At 73.0% G+C, this 21,310-nt stretch carries 16 protein-coding genes, 1 pseudogene and 1 riboswitch; of the genes and pseudogenes, 13 read left to right on the top strand and 4 right to left on the bottom strand.

Annotation, left to right across the window (positions count from 1 at the left end):
* Positions 1-99: 99 nt before the first annotated feature.
* The 3 genes and pseudogenes from ACZ6EJ_RS15670 to ACZ6EJ_RS15660 form a co-directional block, all read left to right on the top strand.
* Positions 100-402 (top strand): annotated as a pseudogene (locus tag ACZ6EJ_RS15670) (rRNA cytosine-C5-methyltransferase); the annotation flags it as partial.
* A gap of 195 nt (positions 403-597) precedes the next feature.
* Positions 598-1,281 (top strand): ribulose-phosphate 3-epimerase, encoded by a 684-nt coding sequence (gene rpe / locus ACZ6EJ_RS15665; protein ID WP_469267603.1) that lies wholly within the window; start codon positions 598-600, stop codon positions 1,279-1,281.
* Positions 1,282-1,413: 132 nt separating this feature from the next.
* A complete protein-coding gene (locus ACZ6EJ_RS15660; protein ID WP_469267610.1) occupies positions 1,414-2,409 on the top strand; it encodes a sugar-binding transcriptional regulator in 996 nt (331 codons plus the stop codon).
* A gap of 70 nt (positions 2,410-2,479) precedes the next feature.
* On the opposite strand, the gene ACZ6EJ_RS15655 is transcribed toward ACZ6EJ_RS15660, so the two are convergent.
* Positions 2,480-3,547 carry a terpene synthase family protein gene (locus ACZ6EJ_RS15655; protein ID WP_469267601.1) on the bottom strand — a complete coding sequence of 356 codons (1,068 nt, stop codon included), beginning with the start codon at positions 3,545-3,547 and terminating at the stop codon, positions 2,480-2,482.
* Between the two features lie 300 nt (positions 3,548-3,847).
* Here ACZ6EJ_RS15655 and ACZ6EJ_RS15650 point away from each other — a divergent pair, with 300 nt between their 5' ends.
* The 5 genes from ACZ6EJ_RS15650 to ACZ6EJ_RS15630 all read left to right on the top strand — a co-directional run bounded on the left by ACZ6EJ_RS15650 (position 3,848) and on the right by ACZ6EJ_RS15630 (position 10,321).
* Complete coding sequence (locus tag ACZ6EJ_RS15650; RefSeq protein ID WP_469267600.1) at positions 3,848-5,314, top strand: GuaB1 family IMP dehydrogenase-related protein; 1,467 nt, start codon at positions 3,848-3,850, stop codon at positions 5,312-5,314.
* A gap of 184 nt (positions 5,315-5,498) precedes the next feature.
* Complete coding sequence (locus ACZ6EJ_RS15645; RefSeq protein WP_469267599.1) at positions 5,499-6,956, top strand: aldehyde dehydrogenase family protein; 1,458 nt, start codon at positions 5,499-5,501, stop codon at positions 6,954-6,956.
* Positions 6,957-7,109: 153 nt separating this feature from the next.
* A complete protein-coding gene (locus ACZ6EJ_RS15640) occupies positions 7,110-7,568 on the top strand; it encodes an Lrp/AsnC family transcriptional regulator (protein WP_469267598.1) in 459 nt (152 codons plus the stop codon).
* A 207-nt stretch (positions 7,569-7,775) separates the two neighbouring features.
* Positions 7,776-8,573: a carbon-nitrogen hydrolase family protein gene (locus ACZ6EJ_RS15635; RefSeq protein WP_469267597.1), complete on the top strand. Its 798-nt coding sequence runs from the start codon at positions 7,776-7,778 to the stop codon at positions 8,571-8,573.
* Between the two features lie 53 nt (positions 8,574-8,626).
* Positions 8,627-10,321: a flavin monoamine oxidase family protein gene (locus tag ACZ6EJ_RS15630; RefSeq protein WP_469267596.1), complete on the top strand. Its 1,695-nt coding sequence runs from the start codon at positions 8,627-8,629 to the stop codon at positions 10,319-10,321.
* Between the two features lie 91 nt (positions 10,322-10,412).
* On the opposite strand, the gene ACZ6EJ_RS15625 is transcribed toward ACZ6EJ_RS15630, so the two are convergent.
* Both ACZ6EJ_RS15625 and ACZ6EJ_RS15620 read right to left on the bottom strand, forming a co-directional pair.
* Complete coding sequence (locus tag ACZ6EJ_RS15625) at positions 10,413-11,804, bottom strand: uracil-xanthine permease family protein (RefSeq protein WP_469267594.1); 1,392 nt, start codon at positions 11,802-11,804, stop codon at positions 10,413-10,415.
* A 160-nt stretch (positions 11,805-11,964) separates the two neighbouring features.
* Positions 11,965-13,191, bottom strand: a complete 1,227-nt coding sequence (locus tag ACZ6EJ_RS15620) for an MFS transporter (RefSeq protein WP_469267591.1) — start codon at positions 13,189-13,191, stop codon at positions 11,965-11,967.
* 155 nt (positions 13,192-13,346) lie between these two features.
* Here ACZ6EJ_RS15620 and ACZ6EJ_RS15615 point away from each other — a divergent pair, with 155 nt between their 5' ends.
* Positions 13,347-14,537, top strand: a complete 1,191-nt coding sequence (locus tag ACZ6EJ_RS15615) for an ROK family transcriptional regulator (RefSeq protein ID WP_469267589.1) — start codon at positions 13,347-13,349, stop codon at positions 14,535-14,537.
* Positions 14,538-14,709: 172 nt separating this feature from the next.
* Here the strand turns inward: ACZ6EJ_RS15615 and ACZ6EJ_RS15610 are convergent, their stop codons facing one another.
* Complete coding sequence (locus ACZ6EJ_RS15610; RefSeq protein WP_469267587.1) at positions 14,710-17,088, bottom strand: chitinase C-terminal domain-containing protein; 2,379 nt, start codon at positions 17,086-17,088, stop codon at positions 14,710-14,712.
* A 279-nt stretch (positions 17,089-17,367) separates the two neighbouring features.
* A riboswitch (FMN riboswitch) is annotated at positions 17,368-17,498 on the top strand.
* Between the two features lie 159 nt (positions 17,499-17,657).
* Between ACZ6EJ_RS15610 and ribD the strand changes: the two genes are divergently transcribed.
* From ribD to ACZ6EJ_RS15590, 4 genes are read left to right on the top strand one after another with little or no spacing between them, the layout of a single operon-like run.
* Positions 17,658-18,758, top strand: a complete 1,101-nt coding sequence (gene ribD, locus ACZ6EJ_RS15605) for a bifunctional diaminohydroxyphosphoribosylaminopyrimidine deaminase/5-amino-6-(5-phosphoribosylamino)uracil reductase RibD (protein ID WP_469267585.1) — start codon at positions 17,658-17,660, stop codon at positions 18,756-18,758.
* The gene (locus ACZ6EJ_RS15600; RefSeq protein WP_469267583.1) at positions 18,759-19,367 is read left to right on the top strand and encodes a riboflavin synthase; all 609 of its coding nucleotides are present in this window, start codon (positions 18,759-18,761) and stop codon (positions 19,365-19,367) included.
* Positions 19,364-20,008, top strand: coding sequence for a nicotinamide mononucleotide transporter family protein (locus tag ACZ6EJ_RS15595; RefSeq protein WP_469267581.1), 645 nt, complete (start codon positions 19,364-19,366; stop codon positions 20,006-20,008). The genes ACZ6EJ_RS15600 and ACZ6EJ_RS15595 overlap by 4 nt, the downstream gene beginning before the upstream one ends.
* Positions 20,005-21,297, top strand: coding sequence for a bifunctional 3,4-dihydroxy-2-butanone-4-phosphate synthase/GTP cyclohydrolase II (locus tag ACZ6EJ_RS15590; protein ID WP_469267580.1), 1,293 nt, complete (start codon positions 20,005-20,007; stop codon positions 21,295-21,297). Before ACZ6EJ_RS15595 ends, ACZ6EJ_RS15590 begins: the two co-directional genes overlap by 4 nt.
* Positions 21,298-21,310: the final 13 nt, after the last annotated feature.

Raw genomic sequence — 21,310 nt, 5'->3', positions numbered from 1 at the left:
ACCTCCCCCCCCACCCCCCCCCCCCCCCCCCCCCCCCCCCCCCCCCCCCCCCCCTCGCCCCCCCCCCCCCCCCCCCCCCCCCCCCCCTCCCCCCCCCCCGCCGCGGACCTGGAGGCGTTCGCCCCGCTCCAGCGCGGCCTGCTGCGCGAGGCGCTGAGGGCCGTGCGGGTCGGCGGGGTGGTCGGCTACGCCACCTGCTCGCCGCACCTCGCCGAGACCAGGGTGGTCGTCGAGGACGTGCTCGGGGGCCGGGGCGGGGAGCCGGTGGAGGCGGAGTGGATCGACGCCCGGCCGCTGATGCACGGGGTGCCCGCGCTCGGCGAGGGGCCCGACGTCCAGCTCTGGCCGCATCTGCACGGCACGGACGCGATGTACCTCGCGCTGCTGCGGCGGACCGGCTGAACCCCCGGCCCGTCGGCGTACGGCGGGCCACCGGCCGGATCTCGCGCCCCCGGCGCCGCGCGGGCGACCCGCGGCCGGGCAAAAGAAGAGTAAAGCGCTGGCAAAATGCCCAGAATGGGCGGACTGTGCCGGGCCTGCGGGGCTCCGGTGGCGACCGGGTCGGGGAACCGGCCCGGAACGTGGCAGGCTTGGGGCATGGCGCAGATCAACCCCAGCATCCTGTCCGCCGACTTCGCACGTCTCGCCGAGGAGGCGAAGGCCGTCGAGGGCGCGGACTGGCTCCATGTCGATGTGATGGACAACCACTTCGTGCCCAACCTGACCCTCGGCGTGCCGATCGTCGAGGCGCTGAGCCGGGCCACCGAGACCCCGCTGGACTGCCACCTCATGATCGAGGACGCGGACCGCTGGGCCCCGCAGTACGTCGAGGCCGGAGCCGGGTCCGTCACCTTCCACGCGGAGGCCGCGGCGGCCCCGGTGCGCCTCGCGCGGGAGATCCGCGCCAAGGGGGCGCGGGCCTCGATGGCGCTCAAGCCCGCGACGCCCATCGGGCCGTACGAGGACCTGCTGCCCGAGCTGGACATGCTGCTGATCATGACGGTCGAGCCCGGCTTCGGCGGGCAGGCCTTCCTCGACATCATGCTGCCGAAGATCCGCCGCACCCGTGAGCTGATCAGCAAGCACGGGCTCGAACTGTGGCTCCAGGTCGACGGAGGGGTCTCGGCCGACACCATCGAGCGGTGCGCCGAGGCGGGGGCTGACGTCTTCGTGGCCGGATCGGCGGTCTACGGGGCGAGCGATCCGGCGGCCGCGGTGCGGGAGCTGCGGGCGCGGGCGGAGGCCGCGACGGCCGCCGCCCCGTGGGCGTGCGACCACTGAGCCAAGCGCAGATGAACGCGGCCCGCGGGGCCGGTCAAGGATCGCCGGATCTGACAGGATGAGCGGCGTATCGGGCGTGTGAACAGCAGTGAGGAGATCGCGGTGTCTGGCATCTCGGCGGGTCGGTCAGCCATGCGGATGGGACCCGCGGAGCTGGTGCAGGCGGCGGCCATGGCCCGCCGGTTCTATCTGGAGGGCAAGTCCAAGATCCAGATCGCCGAGGAGTTCGGCGTCAGCCGCTTCAAGGTGGCGCGGGTCCTGGAGACCGCCCTGGAACGCGACCTCGTCCGCATCGAGATCCGGGTCCCGGCCGAGCTGGACGCCGAACGCTCCGACGCCCTGCGCGCCCGCTACGGGCTGCGGCACGCGGTCGTCGTCGAGTCGCCGGCCGACGAGCAGGAGGACGCCCCCGACCCGGAGAACCTGGGCGAGGTCGCGGCCGACCTGCTGGGCGAACTCGTGGCCGAGGGCGATGTGCTCGGCCTGGCCTGGGGCCGCTCCACCATCCACATGGCCGCCGCCCTCGACCGGCTGCCGCCGTGCACGGTCGTCCAACTGACCGGCGTGTACGACGCGGGCACCGCCGAGCGCGGCTCGGTGGAGGCCGTCCGCCGCGCCGCCCAGGTCTCCGGCGGCGAGGCCCACCCCATCTACGCCCCGATGCTGCTGCCCGACCCGGCGACGGCCGCGGCGCTGCGCGAGCAGACCGGCATCGCGCGCGCCTTCGAGTACTTCGACAAGGTGACGGTCGCCGCGGTCTCCATCGGCTCCTGGGAGCCGGGCATCTCCACGGTCCACGACATGCTGTCGGACGCGGAGCGCGCCCACTACGCCTCGCTCGGCGTCGCCGCCGAGATGTCCGCGCACCTCTTCGACGCCGACGGCCGCCGGGTCGGCCGCGACCTGGGCGAGCGCTGCATCACCGTGGAGGCGGACCGGCTGCGCCGCATCCCCGAGGTGGTGGCGATCGCGGGCGGCCAGCGCAAGGCGGCGGCGATCGGGGCGGTCCTGCGCTCCGGCCTGGTCACCAGCCTGGTGACGGACACCGCCGCGGCGGACTACCTGCTCACCGAGTCCCCGGCCGGGGTCCGCCCGGCGCTGGACCGCGCCGACCCGGACGGGGAGTGACCCGGCGCCGCGACGGCCGAGGGCCGTGCACCCCTCGGGGCGCACGACCCTCGGTATGCGGACGCGGGTCTCAGTCGGCCCGCCGGGCTCCGGACGAGCGGGGGGCGAGCCCGGCGCGGGCGGGCGGGACGCCCAGCACGGTCTCCTCCAGATACTCGTCCGGCTCCTCGTACTGGCCCACGTCGGCGGGGTTGTAGCGCGGCGTCTGGCGGGACCAGTCCAGGTTGCCGCGCATCCAACTGCGCATCCCGTCGAGATAGGGCGCCAGCGTCCCGGTGAGCTCCGGATACGTCTCCAGCAGCTCGCGCTCGGCGGTCAGGAACCGCTCGGTTTCGTCGGCTATCCGCTCCGCGACGTGGTCCAGCGCCTCCTGCTCGCCGAGGCCGCGGTGGTGGCGGACCAGGTGGACGAGGTTGTGGATCTCGCCGAGCACCTGCTCCTTCTCGAAGGAGTAGACGTCGTTGGCCCAGCACACGTGGTTGCACGAGGCTTCCAGGGCGGTGATGAACCGGGCGTCGTTGTGGAGGGACTCGGGGGCCTCGATGCCCGCCACGATCTCTATGAGGTCCATGCAGACGTGGATGGCCCCGGTGTGCCGCCGCTTGGCGATGTACGTCTCCTCCGCCGGCACCACGCCCGCGGCCCGGTTCCCCGCCTCCCAGGTCGTGGCCGTGGTGAGGTAGGTCATCAGGTGCCAGCCGAAGCGGGTGCGCCAGTGGGGCGCGGCCAGCGGCGTCGTACGCCCCCACAGGTCGGCGAGGGCGATCACGGCGGCCGGGAGCTCCTCGCCCGGCAGCGGCTCGGGGGCCGACCCGTCGACCACCGCCCGCATCCGGTCGACCACGTCGCGCACCCGCTCGGGCGAACGTCCCAGATGGCCGTCGTCGAGCTGGTCGTCGACCAGGAAGAGCCAGACGAACCAGTCGGCCACCAGGTCGAGGTGGTCGGCGTCGGCCGTGGGGTAGACCATGCCGACGAACGCCCCGAAATCGGCTTGTTCGAAGCGGTTCCTCGCGGACTCGCGGTGCACCAGTCCCGTCCGCCGGGTCCAGGCGTTCAGATGCCCGCGGGTGCGGTCCACGTGCGGGTTGGTCCGCGACGGGAACGGGCAGTGGATGTCCGGCAGTTCGCTGTCCACGGGCGGACCTTGATCCTTTCCGGTCGAACGGTGTGCCCGGGGGCGCCGACGAGCCGGAGCGGCGTCGCGGAAGACCCCCGAGACCTGCGGCTTTGAAGCTACCCGAGGCTCTGTCACCCGGTCCAGGGATGGTGATCACGAATGCTTCGAATCGTGTTCGGGTAGGGTCCGTGGGCAAGGCAGGTTCTGCTTGCCCGGAGCCCCCGGCCGCCTCTATCGGAGGAACAGACGAACGCGGGGGTCTTTTGCTGTGCCTTCGGGAAGACGGCCTGCACCGTTTCGTATGAAAAAATGAGTGTTATGCGTTTTCTTGAGCCGGGCACCGGTCGCCACACAGAGTCCCCCGCGGTCCCGTACGACCTCACGTACGACGACGTCTTCATGGTCCCGCGCCGCTCCGCGGTCGGCTCGCGACAGGGGGTGGACCTCTCCTCGCCGGACGGCACCGGCACCACCATCCCCCTCGTGGTCGCCAACATGACCGCCATCGCGGGGCGCCGGATGGCCGAGACCGTCGCCCGCCGCGGCGGGCTCGTGGTCATCCCCCAGGACATCCCGATGGAGGTCGTCACCGACGTCATCGCCTGGGTCAAGACGCGCCACCTCGTCCTCGACACCCCGATCGAGCTGGCCCCCTCCCAGACCGTCGCCGACGCCCTGTCGCTGCTGCCCAAGCGCGCGCACGGCGCGGGCGTCGTCGTCGACGCCGACCGCCGCCCGGTCGGCGTCGTCACCGACCACGACCTCACCGGCGTGGACCGCTTCACCCAGCTCTCCCAGGTGATGTCGAAGGACCTGGTGGTGCTGGACGCGGACATCGACCCGCGCGACGCGTTCAACAAGCTCGACGGCGCCAACCGCAAGCTCGCCCCCGCCGTGGACGCGGACGGCCGCCTGGTCGGCATCCTCACCCGCAAGGCCGCCCTGCGCGCCACCCTCTACACCCCCGCCACCGACGCTCGCGGCCGGCTGCGCGTCGCCGCCGCCGTCGGCATCAACGGCGACGTGGCGGGCAAGGCCCGGCAGTTGCTGGAGGCGGGCGTCGACACCCTCGTGGTGGACACCGCCCACGGCCACCAGGAGTCCATGATCAGCGCGGTCCGGGCCGTCCGGGCGCTCGACCCGCGGGTGCCGATCGTCGCGGGCAACGTCGTGGCCGCCGAGGGCGTGCGCGACCTGATCGAGGCGGGCGCGGACATCATCAAGGTCGGCGTCGGCCCCGGCGCCATGTGCACCACCCGGATGATGACCGGCGTCGGCCGCCCGCAGTTCTCGGCCGTCCTGGAGTGCGCCGCCGAGGCGAGGAAGCACGGCAAGCACGTCTGGGCGGACGGCGGCGTCCGGCACCCGCGCGACGTGGCCATGGCGCTCGCGGCCGGCGCGTCCAACGTGATGATCGGCTCCTGGTTCGCCGGTACGTACGAGTCGCCCGGCGACCTCCAGCAGTCCGCCGACGGCCGCTTCTACAAGGAGTCCTTCGGGATGGCCTCGGCCCGCGCCGTGAAGAACCGCACCTCGGAGGAGTCCGCGTACGACCGGGCCCGCAAGGGCCTCTTCGAGGAGGGCATCTCCACCTCGCGGATGTTCCTCGACCCCACCCGTCCGGGCGTCGAGGACCTGATCGACTCCATCATCGCGGGCGTCCGGTCCTCCTGCACCTACGCGGGCGCCGCCTCCCTGGAGGAGTTCGCCGAGAAGGCGGTCGTCGGCGTCCAGAGCGCGGCCGGATACGCCGAGGGCAAGCCCCTGCACGCCAGTTGGAACTGACTCCCGCGCCAGTGGGGACCGACTCCCCGCCACAACCGGACCCCGCCCCTCCCCGCCTTCCGCGCCGGGAGGGGCGGGGTCCTCGCGGTCCGTCCGAGATGGCCGGGGAGACGCTTCAACCAGGTTTAATCTTCAGTAACATGAAGCGGACTCAGCTACCCGCCCCTCTGCGGTAAGGGATCTCATGTCCTTCTTCACTGACCTGGCCCATCAGTACATCGACGGCGACTGGAGGCCGGGGAAGGGGTCCTGGGACATCATCGACTTCAACCCGTACAACGGGGAGAAGCTCGCCTCGATCCCCGTCGCCACCGCCGAGGAGGTCGACCAGGCATACCGCGCGGCCGAGCGGGCCCAGCGCGCGTGGGCGGAGACCAACCCGTACAGCAGGCGGACCGTGCTGGAGCGGGCGCTGCGGATCGTCGAGGAGCGCGAGCAGGAGATCAGCGACGCGATCGCCGCCGAACTCGGCGGCACCCGGCTGAAGGCCGCCTTCGAACTGCACCTGGCCAAGGAGTTCCTCCGCGAGGCCGTCCAGCTCGCCCTGCGCCCCGCCGGCCAGATCCTCCCCTCGCCGACCGAGGGCAAGGAGAACCGCGTCTACCGCGTGCCCGTGGGCGTCGTCGGCGTCATCAGCCCCTTCAACTTCCCCTTCCTGCTCTCCCTCAAGTCCGTCGCGCCCGCCCTCGCCCTCGGCAACGCCGTCGTCCTCAAGCCGCACCAGAACACCCCGGTCTGCGGCGGCACCCTGCTGGCCAAGATCTTCGAGGACGCGGGGCTGCCCGCCGGCCTGCTGAACGTCGTCGTCACCGACATCGCGGAGATCGGCGACACCCTGCTGGAGCACCCCGTGCCGCAGGTCATCTCCTTCACCGGCTCCGACAAGGTCGGCCGCCACGTCGCGACCGTCTGCGCGGCCCACCTCAAGCGCGCCGTCCTCGAACTCGGCGGCAACAGCGCGTTGATCGTGCTCGACGACGCCGACCTCGACTACGCGGTCGACGCGGCGGTCTTCAGCCGGTACGTCCACCAGGGCCAGGTCTGCATGGCCGCCAACCGCATCCTGGTCGACCGCGCCGTGGAGCGGGAGTTCACCGAGAAGTTCGTCGCCAAGGTCGCCTCGCTCACCGTCGGGGACCCGGCCGACCCGGCCACCCAGATCGGCCCCCTGATCAACTCCTCGCAGGCCGAGTCCATCGCCAAGCTCGTCGACCAGACCGTGGCGGCCGGCGCGACGGCCCTGCTGCACGGCCGCGTCGAGGGCAACCTCGTCAGCCCCTCCGTGCTGACCGGCCTCGCCGCCGACTCGCCCGTCCTGCACCAGGAGATCTTCGGCCCCGTCGCCCTGCTCATCCCGTTCGACGGCGAGGACGAGGCCGTCCGCATCGCCAACGACACCCCCTACGGGCTCAGCGGCGCCGTGCACACCGGCAACATCGAGCGCGGGGTGCGGGTCGGGCAGCGCATCCACACCGGCATGGTCCACATCAACGACGGCACCGTCCACGACGAGCCCATCGTCCCCTTCGGCGGCGAGAAGAGTTCGGGCCTCGGACGGCTGAACGGCGACTCGATGGTCGAGGCCTTCACCACCCACAAGTGGATCTCCATCCAGCACGGCCGCTCGCGGTTCCCCTTCTGAACCTCCGCCGCGCCGGGCGAGGCCGGCGCGGGCGGCCCGTGGTGTACTGCGACTACCGCGGGCGGCGGCCCGGCCCCCCGCGGCGGGACGGGGGAGCGGAGCCGTCCGCCCCCGCCCGCAGCCGCCCCACCGCAGAGAAGTGAACCGCCCGACGTGCGCCTGAACGACCTCGACGAACGCATCGTCCACGCCCTCGCCGAAGACGCCCGGCGCTCCTACGCCGACATCGGCGCCCTCATCGGGCTCTCCGCCCCCGCCGTCAAGCGCCGGGTCGACCGGCTGCGGGCCGAAGGCGCGATCACCGGCTTCACCGTGCGCGTCGACCCGGCGGCGCTGGGCTGGGAGACCGAGGGGTTCATCGAGATCTACTGCAGCCGCAACACCTCCCCGGACGCCATCCGGCAGGGCCTCGCCCGCTTCCCGGAGATCGCCTCGGCCTCCACGGTGACCGGGGACGCGGACGCGGTGGTACAGGTCTTCGCCGCGGACATGCGCCACTTCGAGCAGGTTCTGGAGCGCATCGCGGGCGAGCCGTACGTCGAGCGGACGAAGTCGGTGCTGGTGCTCTCGCCGCTGCTGCGGCGCTACTCCTCGGGGGCCCCGTCCGCCTGATCCCGGCGGCGCCCCGGACGGCGGAGCCGTGGCCGAGATCACCCCTCTGACCTGCGCTGACGCCCGACGCAACGATTCGCCGCCGCAGGCCATCCGCACGCAACGAACCGACGGTCGATGCGCAACGTCCGCGCCTTGTCGGGGTCGGAGCGGGACACGTACCTTCGATACGTCTCCCCACCCCTCCCGCCCCGCCCGAGGTCAGTCATGCCGCCGTTGCGCACCGCCCTGCTCCAGAGTTCCGGCCGGCCCGGAGCCGTCGCCGCGAACCTCCAGGCGCTGGACGAGGCGGCGGGCCGGGCCGCCGCGGCGGGGGCCCGGCTGCTCGTCAGCCCCGAGCTGTTCCTGACCGGGTACGCCATCGGCGACGCCGTGCCGGAGCTGGCCGAGCCGGCGGACGGGCCCGGCCGCCGGGCCGTCGCCGAGATCGCCGTACGCCACGGCCTCGCCGTCCTGTACGGCTACCCGGAGCGCGACGGCGAGCGGATCTTCAACGCCTCCCAGCTCGTCGCCCCCGACGGCGCACCGCTCGCCAACTACCGCAAGACCCACCTCTTCGGCTGCTTCGAGCAGGAGTGGTTCACCCCCGGCGAGCAGACCGTGGTCCAGGCCGATCTGGACGGCGTCCGCATCGGCCTGCTGATCTGCTACGACGTCGAGTTCCCGGAGAACGTCCGGGCGCACGCCCTGGCCGGCACCGACCTGCTGCTGGTGCCCACCGCGCAGATGCACCCCTTCCAGTTCGTCGCCGAATCCGTCGTCCCCGTAAGGGCCTTCGAAAGCCAGATGTACGTGGCGTACGTCAACCGCACCGGCCCCGAGGGCGAGTTCGAGTTCGTCGGGCTGAGCTGCCTCGCCGGGCCCGACGGCACCGTGCGCACCCGCGCCGGGCGCGGCGAGGAGCTGGTGGTCGGCGACGTCGACCCGGAGTTCCTCGCGGCCTCGCGGGCGGCCAACCCGTATCTGGCCGACCGCCGCCCCGGCCTCTACGGCTCCCTCGCCTGAGTCGGCCCCCTCCCTCTTCCCGTATCCGCGTATCCGCGCAAGGAGTCCGCCCCATGACGTCCACGGTGCCCAACGCCGTCCAGCACACCGACGCCTCGGCCCCGCCGATCACCATGTTCGGCCCGGACTTCCCGTACGCGTACGACGACTTCCTCGCCCATCCGGCCGGGATCGGGCAGATCCCGGCCACCGAGCACGGCACCGAGGTCGCCGTCATCGGCGGCGGGCTCTCCGGGATCATCGCCGCCTACGAGCTGATGAAGATGGGGCTCAAGCCCGTCGTCTACGAGGCCGACCGCATCGGCGGCCGGCTGCGCACGGTCGGCTTCGACGGCTGCGACCCCTCCCTCACCGCCGAGATGGGCGCGATGCGCTTCCCGCCCTCCTCCACGGCGCTCCAGCACTACATCGACCTGGTGGGCCTGGAGACGCGGCCCTTCCCCAATCCGCTCTCCCCGGCCACGCCCTCGACCGTCGTGGACCTCAAGGGCGAGTCGCACTACGCCCGGACCATCGACGACCTGCCCCAGGTCTACCGCGACGTGGCCGACGCCTGGGGCGCGTGCCTGGAGGAGGGCGCCGACTTCTCCGACATGAACCGGGCGCTGCGCGAGCGCGACGTGCCGCGCATCCGGGAGATCTGGTCCCGGCTCGTCGAACGCCTCGACAACCAGACGTTCTACGGCTTCCTCTGCGCCTCCGAGGCGTTCGCGTCCTTCCGGCACCGCGAGATCTTCGGCCAGGTCGGCTTCGGCACCGGCGGCTGGGACACCGACTTCCCCAACTCCATCCTGGAGATCCTGCGGGTCGTCTACACCGAGGCCGACGACCACCACCGCGGCATCGTCGGCGGCAGCCAGCAGCTCCCGCTGCGCCTGTGGGACCGCGAGCCGCGGAAGATCGTCCACTGGCCGCTGGGCACCTCGCTCTCCTCCCTGCACGGCGGCGATCCGCGCCCCGCCGTCACCCGGCTGACCCGCACCGCCGGGAACCGGATCACGGTCACCGACGCCGCGGGCGACATCCGCACCTTCCGGGCCGCGGTCTTCACCGGCCAGTCCTGGCTGCTCCTGTCCAAGATCGACTGCGATGACGCGCTCTTCCCGATCGACCACTGGACGGCGATGGAGCGCACCCACTACATGGAGTCGTCCAAGCTGTTCGTGCCGGTCGACCGGCCGTTCTGGCTGGACAAGGACGAGGTGACGGGCCGCGACACCATGTCGATGACGCTCACCGACCGGATGACCCGCGGCACCTACCTGCTGGACGACGGACCCGACAGGCCCGCCGTCATCTGCCTCTCCTACACGTGGTGCGACGACAGCCTGAAGTGGCTGCCGCTCTCCCCGCGGGAGCGGATGGAGGTGATGCTCAAGTCGCTCGGCGAGATCTACCCGAACGTCGACATCCGCAGCCACGTCATCGGCAACCCGGTGACCGTCTCCTGGGAGAACGAGCCCTACTTCATGGGCGCGTTCAAGGCGAACCTGCCCGGCCACTACCGCTACCAGCGCCGGCTGTTCACGCACTTCATGCAGGACCGGCTGCCCGCCGACAAGCGGGGCCTGTTCCTGGCGGGCGACGACATCTCCTGGACGGCGGGCTGGGCCGAGGGGGCCGTGCAGACCGCGCTGAACGCGGTGTGGGGCGTCATGCACCAGTTCGGCGGGGCCACCGACCCGACCAACCCCGGCCCCGGCGACGTCTTCGACGAGATCGCCCCGGTGGAGCTCCCGGAGGACTGAACGGGCCGAGCCGCCCGGTCCCGCCCGAAGGTGCGGGACCGGGCGGCTCGCGGCGTCCCGGCGTCCCCGGCGCAGGGCCGGGGCGTACGGCTCAGGGCTTCCGGGGCCCGGCGTCCTCGTCGTAGGCGGAGGTCCCGGAGTCCAGCAGCGGTTCCTGGGTCTTGAGGTGCGCGGGGGCGAAGGCGCGCAGCACGTGGTAGCCGGTGATCACCACGATGGTGCCGAGCGCGATGCCGCCCAGCTCGAAGGTGTCGGTGATCTTCAGGCTGACCCCGCCGACGCCGATGATGATGCCCGCGGCGGCCGGGACGAGGTTGAGCGGGTTGCGCAGGTCCACCCGGCCGTTGAGCCAGATCTGCGCGCCGAGCAGGCCGATCATCCCGTACAGGATCACGGTGATCCCGCCGAGCACGCCGCCGGGGATCGCGGCGACGACCGCGCCGAACTTGGGGCACAGGCCGAAGAGCAGGGCGAAACAGGCCGCCGCCCAGTACGCGGCGGTCGAGTAGACCCGCGTCGCGGCCATCACGCCGATGTTCTCGGAGTACGTGGTGTTGGGCGGTCCGCCCACCGCGGTGGAGAGCATGGACGCCGCCCCGTCCGCCGCGATGGCGGTGCCGAGCTTGTCGTCCAGCGAGTCGCCGGTCATCTCGCCGACGGCCTTCACATGCCCGGCGTTCTCCGCGACCAGCGCGATCACCACGGGCAGCGCCACCAGGATCGCGGACCACTCGAAGCTCGGCGCGTGGAAGGACGGCAGCCCGATCCAGTCGGCCGACCCGACGGCCGAGAGGTCCAGCCGCCAGTGGTCGACGGCCTCTCCGCCGCCCACGGGGGAGTGGATCTGGCCGAACACCAGGTCCAGGAGCCAGGAGAGCGCGTATCCGAAGACCAGCCCCAGGAAGATCGCGATCCGGGAGAGGAAGCCGCGCAGGCACACCACGGCCAGGCCGGTGAACAGCATCACCGCCAGCGCCGTCCACTGGTCCTGCGGCCAGTACGTCGACGCGGTCACCGGCGCCAGGTTGAAGCCGATCAGCATCACCACCGCGCCCGTCACCACCGGCGGCATCGCCGCGTGGATGATCCGCGCGCCGAACCGCTGCACCGCGAGGCCCACCAGGAACAGCGCCGCACCGACCACCAGCACCGCGCCGGTGACCGTGGCGCTGCTGCCGCCGCTCGCCCGGATGGTGGCCGCGACCCCGACGAACGAGAGCGAGCACCCCAGATAGCTGGGCACCCGGCCCCTGGTCGCCAGCAGGAAGATCGCCGTGGCGACGCCGGACATCATGATCGCGAGGTTCGGGTCGAGCCCCATCAGCACCGGGGCGACGAACGACGCCCCGAACATCGCCACGACGTGCTGCGCGCCCAGTCCGAACGTACGGGGCCAGGAGAGCCGCTCGTCGGGGCGCACCACCGCTCCGGGCGCGGGGGTCTTCCCGTCGCCGTGCAAGGTCCAGCGCACGCCGAGGCTCATGGTTGCTCCCTGAAGGTCTGCTCGGTGCGCCGGCCGGTCTGCGACCCGGTGTTCGGAATTCACCTGCGGAAAAGATCCACGCCATGGTAATGGTGCGGCGGGTGGTGCGCTGCCGCGCGGTGGCCCCGCGGCGGCGCGCCGCCCGCCGGTCCCGCGCCGGTCAGCCCCCCGCGGGGCGCTTCGCCGGGTCCGGGCCGAGCGAGGAGCCGGCGACCTTGCGGTCGCCCGCGCGCAGCACCCCGGCGCCCAGCACCAGCCCGAACGCCAGCACCGTCACCACGCCGAACGAGACCACCAGCGAGGTCGCCTCGGCCAGCGAGCCGATCGCGGAGGGGGCGATCAGCCCCGAGGTGTACGTGATGGTGGCGACGCCCGCGATGGCCTGGCTCGGGTTGGGGCCGCTGCGCCCGGCCGCCGCGAAGGCCAGCGGGACCACGACCGCCACGCCGAGGCCCAGCAGCCCGAAGCCGCACAGGGCCGCCGCCGGGCCGGGCGAGAGCACCACGAGCGCGCCGCCCGCCGTGGCCAGCAGGCCGCCGGTGCGCACCGTGCGCACCGCGCCGAACCGGTCGACGATCCGGTCCCCGGCGATCCGCGCCACCGCCATCATCAGGGCGAACGCGGTGGTGGACGCCGCCGCGAGGCCGTCCGAGCTGCCCAGGACGTCCCGCAGGTAGACCGCCGACCAGTCCAGGCTCGCGCCCTCGGCGAACACCGAGCAGAAGCCCACGGCTCCGATGACCAGCGCCGACCTCGGCGGCAGCGTGAAGCGCGGCGGCGGCTCCTCGTCGGGGCTGCCGCGCAGGTCGAGGACGCCCCGGCAGGCGAGCAGGCCCAGCGTGGTGAGCACCAGCGCGGCGAGGGAGTGGTGCAGCCGGGCGTCCGCCCCGATGTGCGCGGCGACCGTGCCCGCCGCCGAGCCGATCAGCGCGCCCATGCTCCACATGCCGTGCAGCCCGGACATGATCGACCGGTCGAGCCGGTTCTCCACCTCGACGCCCAGGGCGTTCATCGCCACGTCGGACATGCCCGCCGTCGCCCCGTAGGCGAACAGCGCCGCGCACAGGGTGAGCAGGTTCGGGGAGAGCGCGGGCAGGACCAGCGACAGCGTCCACAGCGCCAGCAGCCCGCGCAGCGCGGTCCGCGCGCCGAAGCGGTGGCTGATCCGGCCGGCCAGCGGCATCGCTATGGACGCGCCGATCGCCGGAAAGGCCAGGGCGAGGCCGAGCTGGCCCGCGCTGATCCCGGCGTGGTCCTGGATCCACGGCACCCGCGTGGCGAAACTGCCGGTCACCGCCCCGTGCACGGTGAAGACGGCGGCCACCGCGAAGCGGGCCCGCCGCACCTGTTCCCCACTGTGGACCGTGGCGATCGGGTCGTCCCTCATACCGTCGTGCCCTCCCTCGAAATCGTGGAGGGCCGGCGGACCGGACGCTCCCCTGCGACGATGCTGGCGTAAACTATCAGGAACCCTGCCTGATAAAGAGAAGACGTCCGCGCCGGGTCACGAGGGCGGAGCAGGGCTCTGGAAGGATTCCCGCCATGCCCGCATCACCGAGCACGGCTCGGGCCATCAACGACCGGCTCGCCCTGCGCCTGCTCCAGCGGGACGGTCCGCTGACCGCCGCGCAGCTCAAGACGCTGACCGGGCTCTCCCGCCCCACCGTGGCCGACCTCGTCGAACGGCTCCAGGACGCGGGCCTGGTCCGGGTCGTCGGCGAGTCGGGGGCCGCCCGCCGGGGACCGAACGCCCGGCTGTACGGGATCGTCGCCGACCGCGCCCACCTCGCGGCCCTCGACGTGCGGACCGGCAGCGTCAGCGTGGTCGTCGCCGATCTGCTGGGGGCCACCCTCGCCGAGGGGACGCTGCCCATCGGCACCGGCGCCGGCACCGGCTGGGCCGTCGAGCGGGCCGCCGCCCTCCTGGAGCGCACCGCCCGCGCGGCGGGGGAGGCGCCGCTGCACAGCGTCGGCGTCGGCGCCCCCGGCCTGATCGACCCGGCCACCGGCGAGCTGCGCGGCGCCTCCGCGCTGCCCGCTTGGCACCGGGGTCTGGTGGGGGAGTTGCGGCGGCGGCTGCCGGCGACCGTCCTGGTGGAGAACGAGACCAACCTGGCGGCCGTCGCGGAGCACCGGGCGGGCGCCGCCCGCGACCGGGAGACGTTCGTCATGCTCTGGCTCGGCCAGGGCGTCGGGGCGGCGGTGATGCTCGACGGGAAGCTGCGCCAGGGAGCGTCCGGCGGCGCGGGGGAGATCGGCTTCCTCCCCGTCCCCGGCGTGGCCGGCCTCCCCTCGGCGGTCGACTGCCACGGGGGCTTCCACTCCCTGGTGGGCGCGGCCGCCGTGTGCGCGCTGGCCGCCCGCCACGGGCTCCTGGCCCCCGGCCCGGTCCGCGTGGGCGGGGAGGGGGAGGCCGCCGCGGAGGCGGTGCGGGCCGCGCTGGAGCGGGGGGCGCGGGGCGAGCCGTTCCTGGGCGAGCTGGCCGACCGGCTCGCGATCGGGGCGGCCGCCGTCGCCGCGGTGCTCGATCCCGGCTGCGTGCTCCTGGCGGGGGCCGTCGGCCACGCGGGCGGGGCCGCCCTCGCGGCCCGCGTCGAGGAGCGGCTGGCCGCGGTGTCGCCGCTGCGCACGGAGGTCCGCGCCGGTTCGCTGGGCGACGGGGCCGTGCTGCGCGGCGCGCTGCTGGCCGCCCGCGACGCGGCGCAGGACGCGCTGTTCGCACCCGCCGGCTGAGCCCCGCCCGCGGGCGGGGCGGTACGGAGGGCGGGCCCTCCTGAGCGCGGCCCCGCCCCGGAAGACGCGCGAAGCCCCGGCGCCGGGCGCCGGGGCTTCGCGGTGTGGGGGGTGGAAGCCCGACGGTGAGCGGGGGCGGCCCACTCACCGCCGGGCGGTCGGGGGGAGGGGCTCAGCAGGCGCCGAGGTCCTTCCAGACGCCCCACTGGCCGGTGGTGCCGGGCGTCTCGCCCTTCGTCCACCACTGGGCCCTCCACTGGCGGCCGGTGTGGCTGACGGTGGAGCCGCCGCCGTACTCGGTGGTCGCGTTCCAGGCCGGGGCCGAGCAACTGCCCGGCTGGGTCGGCGTGGGCGTCGGGGTCGGCGTCGGGGTGGGGCCGGTCGGGTCCGGGGTCGGCGTCGGGGTCGGCGTCGGACCGGTGCCCGAGCCGGGCTCGACCAGGGTGGCGCCCCGAGCCAGGTCACCGGCGAGGGAGTAGGACTTGCCGCCGAAGGTGACGGTCCAGTTCGACGGGGTGGAGGTCGGCAGGTAGTAGACGAAGTCCAGCTCCACCGAGGCTCCGGGCGCGAGCGTCTGCCAGGCGGGCAGCTTCAGCGAGACGCGGTTGTAGGGGCCCTTGAGGCCGCCGACGTTGCCGGCCGCCGTGTGGTCGCTGCGGACGATCGCGGTGCCGAAGCCGGACTGGTCCTTGGCGTTGGCCGGGGCGGAGGTGGAGTAGTCGAACTGGAACTCCGTGCCGCCGGGCAGCGTGGTCCGGGTCCGGTTGGTGATCTTCAGCTTCGGGCTGATCGGGTAGTTGGAGTCGCCCAGCGCGAACTGGCCGAAGGAGACGTCGATGTCGACGGCCTCGGTGGGCAGGGCGACCGTGGAGCGCTTCGCGCCGTACGGGGCGGCCGACTTGAACGCGTCGTACATCGTGTTGGTCAGCGTGGAGCCGGTCTCGTACTGCCCCTTGGCGGCGTTCCACTGGTAGTCGCCCGCCAGCTCCCAGATCATCGTGCCGCCGATGCCCTTGTCCACCACGTAGTCGGCCTTAGCCTTCACGGACTGCTCGTCCTCGGTGGAGAGGAAGACCTTCTTCTGGGCGTTCCACAGCCACGGCGCGACCAGCGTGGAGTCGTACTTGCGGACGTACTGGCCGGTCAGCCGGGTGCCCGCGGGGAAGCCGTAGTCGGTGAGGTAGTCGCCGACGATGCCCTTCTCCAGGTTCTTCGCGTGCCACATCGGGTTGGAACCGGCCGGCGACTCCTGGCCGTTGGCGTCCTTGTCGTGCCACAGGTTGTCGATGCCGACCGCGCCGTCACCGCACTTGGTCAGGCCGGCGCCCGCCGGGCAGGTCGTCGCGGCGGCCTTGCCCCACAGGCCGTCGGTGCCGCCCTGGACGTTCTTGAAGCCGCGGGTGTAGTACGGCAGGCCGATGTTGATGCGGCCGGCCGGCATCGAGCCGCGGAAGTAGTGGTAGGCCCAGTCGGTGTTGAGGTAGCCGAGCCCGCCGTACTGGGAGGTGGTGTAGACGCCCGCCTGCGCCAGCTCGTTGTCCTTGCCGTCGTCGAACAGCGAGGCGTTCGGACCGACGTACTCGTTCCACGCGCCGTGCAGGTCGTAGGACATGATGTTGACGTAGTCCAGGTACTTCTGCATCTGGTACGTCTCCATGCCCCGCAGCAGGTAGCCGGAGGAGGGGGCGGCGACGGTCAGCAGGTAGTGCTTGCCGTCGGCGGCGCCCGCGCGGTCGAGCTTCTCGCGCAGGGTCTTCATCAGGGCGTCGTAGCCCTTGACCAGGCCGGCGCGGCGGCCGTTGGCCAGGGTGTGGTCCAGCGGGTTGCCCGCGTCCTTCATGGACGTGGCGTACTCGTAGTCGATGTCGACGCCGTTGAAGCCGTACTTCTTGACGAAGGAGACGGCCGAGTCGGCGAAGGTGTTGATGCCCGCCTGGTTGACCGAGCCGTCGGCGTTGGTGGCCATCGCGTAGAAGCCGCCGGAGTCGACGCGCTTGCCGTCCGGGCCGAAGTAGCCGCCGGTCTCGGCCCAACCGCCCACGGAGACCAGGGTCTTCACGTCGGGGTGCTGCTTCTTGTACTTGGTCAGCAGGTTGAAGTGGCCCTTGTAGGGGAGCGTCGGGTCCATCTCGGCGCCGGGCACACCGGGCCAGGTCATGCCGGTGGAGGCGTTGTCGGCGCCGTCGGGGCCGACCGAGAGCTTGTTGGAGCCGTCGACGTGGGCGAAGGCGTAGTTGAGGTGCGTGACCTTGTCCCACGGGATGTCGGAGACGAGGTAGGCGTCCTTGCCGTCCTTGCCGGTACGCCAGTTGGTGAAGTATCCGATCACGCGGCGCTTGTGGTCGGCGCCCATCTTCTCGCGTCCCTCGCCGTCGTAGACGGAGCAGTAGGGGACGTCGACGCCGGGGGTCTTGTAGAGCCCGTCGGGACGACAGGACTCCTGGTCGGCGGCGGCGGCCGACGGGGTGGCGGCGAGGGAGCCCATCAGCAGCCCGGCGACGGCGGCGCCGGCGGCGAGCAGGGAGGCTCTCGCTCGGGTGGGGGACAGCATGTGGTCGTTCCTCCTGGGGAGGTCGGCAGAACACAACTGGCGAAAAAGGGGATGGGTCGTGTCGGGGTCCTGGTGTGCGCACACCGCCGGACCGAACCTCGGAGGTGACGCAGAGATTAAGAGGACTAGACCAGAGCGTCAATAGGTCTGGACCTTTTGTGAAGATGTTCCTGTCGATTTCCCGCCGACGAGAACGCGCCAGCCATCCTGTGACCCAGGCCACATCGCTCACCCGCATGGCCGACGGGCGTCCATGGCAGACTGGTCGCGTACCAGTAGCAGCGCACTCCGGGGTCGGTGCAATTCCGAACCGGCGGTTACAGTCCGCGACCCGTCCGCAGCCAGCGGCCGGTTGACCAGGTGAAATTCCTGGACCGACGGTTAAAGTCCGGATGGGAGGCAGTGCGCGGCGGTTCGTCATCGGTACGCCGCCGTCGGCGGACGCCCGGCCCGGAGCATCCGGGACCCCGGCGTCACGTCCTCGTATCCCGGCGTATCCGCTGCCGATCCGCTTCACCTGTCGTCACCGACAGCCCCGGAGTCCGTGCCCGAAGAGGCAGGAGGACCCGGTGGCCACCGCAGCCGACATCACCGCCATGCGCCGAGCCGTCGCGCTCGCGGCGCGCGGTCTCGGCTCCACCAGCCCCAACCCGGTCGTCGGGTGCGTGATCACCGACGCCGCCGGGCAGCCGGCCGGCGAAGGCTTCCACCAGCGCGCCGGAGGGCCGCACGCCGAGGTCCACGCCCTGCGCGCGGCCGGCGCACGGGCCCGCGGCGGCACCGCCTACGTCACCCTCGAACCCTGCGACCACACCGGCCGCACCGGCCCCTGCGCCCAGGCCCTCCTGGACGCCGGGATCAGCCGGGTCGTGTACGCGGTCGACGACCCCGACCCGCGGGCCGCCGGCGGCGGCGACACCCTGCGCCGGGCCGGGGTCCGGGTGGAGCGGGGCCTCCTCGCCGAGGAGGCCGGGGCGGGCAACGCCGCCTGGCTGACCTCGGTGCGCCTCGGGCGCCCGTACGTCCGCTGGAAGTACGCCGCCACGCTCGACGGCCGGATCGCCGCCGCCGACGCCACCAGCCGCTGGATCACCTCGCCCGAGGCCCGCGCCGACGTCCACCGGCTCCGCGCCGAGGCCGACGCCGTGGTCGTGGGCTCCGGCACCGCCCGCGCCGACGACCCCCATCTGGGCGTACGCGGCGTCGACGGCGCCGTCCAGCCGCTGCGGGTCGTCGTCGACACGGACGCCACCGCCGTCCGGCCCGGCGCACGGGTCCTGGACGACACCGCGCCCACCCTCGTCGCCGTCGCCGACGACGCCCCGGCCGGGGACCTCCCCGAGAAAGCCGTGCTGCGCCTGCCGCGCGCCTTGGGCGGACCGGGCCTGGACCTCGCGGCCCTCCTCGCAGCCCTGCACGCGCGCGGGGTCCGCTCCGTGCTCCTCGAAGGCGGGCCCACCCTCGCCGGGGCCTTCGTCGCGGCGGGAGCGGTCGACCAGGTCGTCGGCTACCTCGCCCCGGTGCTGCTCGGCGCGGGCCCCGCCGCCCTCGGCGACGCCGGAATCCCCACCCTCTCGAAGGCGTTGCGGCTCGACGTGGTCGAGACCGTCCGCATCGGCCCCGATCTGCGCGTCACCGCCGTCCCCGCCCCTGCTCGGAAGGGAAACTGAGTGTTCACCGGAATCGTCGAAGAACTGGGCGAGGTCACCGCCGTCGAGCGCCTGGCGGACGCCTCCCGCTTCCGGGTCCGCGGCCCCCTGGTCACCGAGGGCGCGGCCCACGGCGACTCCATCGCGGTGAACGGCGTCTGCCTCACCGTCGTGGAGAGCGGCGGCGGCGAGTTCACCGCCGACGTCATGGCCGAGACGCTGAAACGCTCCGCCCTCGGCGCCCTGGCCGCCGGCTCGCGGGTCAACCTGGAGCGCCCGATGGCGCTCGGCGCCCGGCTCGGCGGCCACATCGTCCAGGGGCACGTGGACGGCACCGGCGCCGTCCTGGAGCGCACCCCCTCGGAGCACTGGGAGATCGTGAAGGTCTCCCTGCCGCCCGCGCTGAGCCGCTACGTCGTGGAGAAGGGCTCCATCACCGTCGACGGGGTGAGCCTCACCGTCGTCGACGCCGCCGAGGACCACTTCACCGTCAGCCTCATCCCCACCACCCTCGCCCTGACCACGCTCGGCCGCAAGCAGCCCGGCGACCCGGTCAACCTGGAGGTGGACGTACTCGCCAAGTACGTCGAGCGGCTGCTCGGCGACCGGGCGGGACAGGACCGGCGATGAACCTCACCGGATGGCTCGGCTCGGAGGCCTTCACCGTGCTCGGCCAGCACATCAAGTGGTCCGACATGATCGGCAACAGCGTCGGACTGATCGCCCTGGCCCTCGGCTGGCGGCGTTCGATCTGGACCTGGCCCGCCCAGCTCCTCTCCGGCGTGATCCTGCTCGTCGCCTTCGCCTCCGCCCATCTGGCCGGCAGCGCGGGCAAGCAGTTGGTCGTCATCGTCGTCGCCCTGTGGGGCTGGTGGTCCTGGAGCAGGGGCCGGCAGCGGGCCCAGGACGGCTCCATCGCCGTCCGCTTCGCCACCTGGCGCGAGCGCGGCGTGCTGGTCGGCGCCGCCGCGCTGGGCACCCTCGCCGTCGGCGGCCTGTTCACCGCCTTCCCCTCGCTGTCCTGGGACCCGTGGCCGGACGCGTACATCTTCGTCGGCACCGTCGTCGCGATGTACGCCCAGGCCCGCGGCATGGTCGAGTTCTGGTTCGCCTGGCTGCTGGTCGACCTCGTCGGCGTCCCGCTGAACTTCGCCAACGGGTTCGCCTTCTCCGGGTTCGTGTACGTCCTCTACGGGGCCCTCGTCCTGTGGGGGATGCGCGACTGGTGGCTGCGCACGCGGACCCCCGCACTGAAAGGAGCCACGGCATGAGCGACCGGACCACCCGCCCCCGCCCCGCCCCGATCGCCGATGACCTTCCCCTGGACCCGGTCGAGCAGGCCGTCCGCGACATCGCCGCGGGCCGGCCCGTCGTCGTGGTGGACGACGCGGACCGCGAGAACGAGGGCGACCTCGTCATCGCCGCGGAGAAGGCCACCCCGGAGATCGTCGCCTTCATGATGAGCGAGTGCCGCGGCCTGATCTGCGCCCCGATGGAGGGCGACGAGCTGGAACGCCTCGACCTGCCGCAGATGGTCGAGCACAACACCGAGTCGATGCGGACCGCCTTCACCGTCTCCGTGGACGCCTGTGCGGCCCACGGCGTCACCACCGGCATCTCCGCCGCCGACCGCGCCGCCACCCTGCGCCTCCTCGCCGGCGGCAGGGCGGGCCCCGGTGACTTCGTCCGCCCCGGCCACGTCTTCCCGCTGCGCGCCCGCGCCGGCGGCGTCCTCGTCCGCCCCGGCCACACCGAGGCCGCCGTCGACCTCGCCCGGCTCGCCGGGCTGCGCCCCGCCGGGGCCATCGTGGAGATCGCGGGCGAGGACGGCGTCATGCTCCGGCTGCCGGAGCTGATCCCCTTCGCCCGCAAGCACGGCCTGACGATCATCTCCATCGAGGACCTGATCGCCTACCGCCGCAGCAGCGAGCCCACCGTCCGCCGCGAGGCGGAGACCCGGCTGCCCACCGCGTTCGGTACGTTCACCGCGTACGGCTACCGCTCCACCGTCGACGGCGTCGAGCACGTCGCCCTGGTCCACGGGGACGTCGGCGACGGCGAGGACGTCCTGGTCCGGCTCCACTCCGAGTGCCTGACCGGCGACGTCTTCCAGTCCCAGCGCTGCGACTGCGGCCCCCAACTGCACGCCTCCCTGCGCCGCGTCGCCGATCAGGGCCGCGGCGTCGTCGTCTACCTCCGCGGCCACGAGGGGCGCGGCATCGGCCTGCTCTCCAAGCTGCGCGCCTACGAGCTCCAGGAGCGCGGCGCGGACACCCTCGACGCCAACCTGGAACTGGGCCTGCCCGCCGACGCCCGCGACTACGCGGCGGGCGCCCAGATCCTCAAGGACCTCGGCGTGCGGAGCCTGCGCCTGCTGACCAACAACCCCGACAAGACCGCGGCCGTCCTGCGCCACGGCCTCGCCGTCACCGGCCGCGAGCCCATGCCCGTCCACGCAGGCGAGCACAACCTGCGGTATCTGCGCACCAAGCGCGACCGCATGGGCCACGACCTGCCGTGGCTCGACGGCGCGCCCGTCTCGACGTGCGCCGGCCAGTGACCACCCCCGTCAT

It is taken from the genome of Streptomyces sp. NPDC041970 (assembly GCF_055588985.1).
This window is presented reverse-complemented; position numbering and strand designations above follow the sequence as displayed.

Coding starts and splice junctions, on each gene's coding strand:
- ACZ6EJ_RS15650 (WP_469267600.1), top strand. CDS start 3,848: ATGCGTTTTCTTGAGCCGGGCACCGGTCGCCACACAGAGTCCCCCGCG.
- ACZ6EJ_RS15620 (WP_469267591.1), bottom strand. CDS start 13,191: ATGAGGGACGACCCGATCGCCACGGTCCACAGTGGGGAACAGGTGCGG.
- ACZ6EJ_RS15635 (WP_469267597.1), top strand. CDS start 7,776: ATGCCGCCGTTGCGCACCGCCCTGCTCCAGAGTTCCGGCCGGCCCGGA.
- rpe (WP_469267603.1), top strand. CDS start 598: ATGGCGCAGATCAACCCCAGCATCCTGTCCGCCGACTTCGCACGTCTC.
- ACZ6EJ_RS15615 (WP_469267589.1), top strand. CDS start 13,347: ATGCCCGCATCACCGAGCACGGCTCGGGCCATCAACGACCGGCTCGCC.
- ACZ6EJ_RS15630 (WP_469267596.1), top strand. CDS start 8,627: ATGACGTCCACGGTGCCCAACGCCGTCCAGCACACCGACGCCTCGGCC.
- ACZ6EJ_RS15590 (WP_469267580.1), top strand. CDS start 20,005: ATGAGCGACCGGACCACCCGCCCCCGCCCCGCCCCGATCGCCGATGAC.
- ACZ6EJ_RS15625 (WP_469267594.1), bottom strand. CDS start 11,804: ATGAGCCTCGGCGTGCGCTGGACCTTGCACGGCGACGGGAAGACCCCC.
- ACZ6EJ_RS15610 (WP_469267587.1), bottom strand. CDS start 17,088: ATGCTGTCCCCCACCCGAGCGAGAGCCTCCCTGCTCGCCGCCGGCGCC.
- ACZ6EJ_RS15595 (WP_469267581.1), top strand. CDS start 19,364: ATGAACCTCACCGGATGGCTCGGCTCGGAGGCCTTCACCGTGCTCGGC.
- ACZ6EJ_RS15660 (WP_469267610.1), top strand. CDS start 1,414: ATGCGGATGGGACCCGCGGAGCTGGTGCAGGCGGCGGCCATGGCCCGC.
- ACZ6EJ_RS15645 (WP_469267599.1), top strand. CDS start 5,499: ATGTCCTTCTTCACTGACCTGGCCCATCAGTACATCGACGGCGACTGG.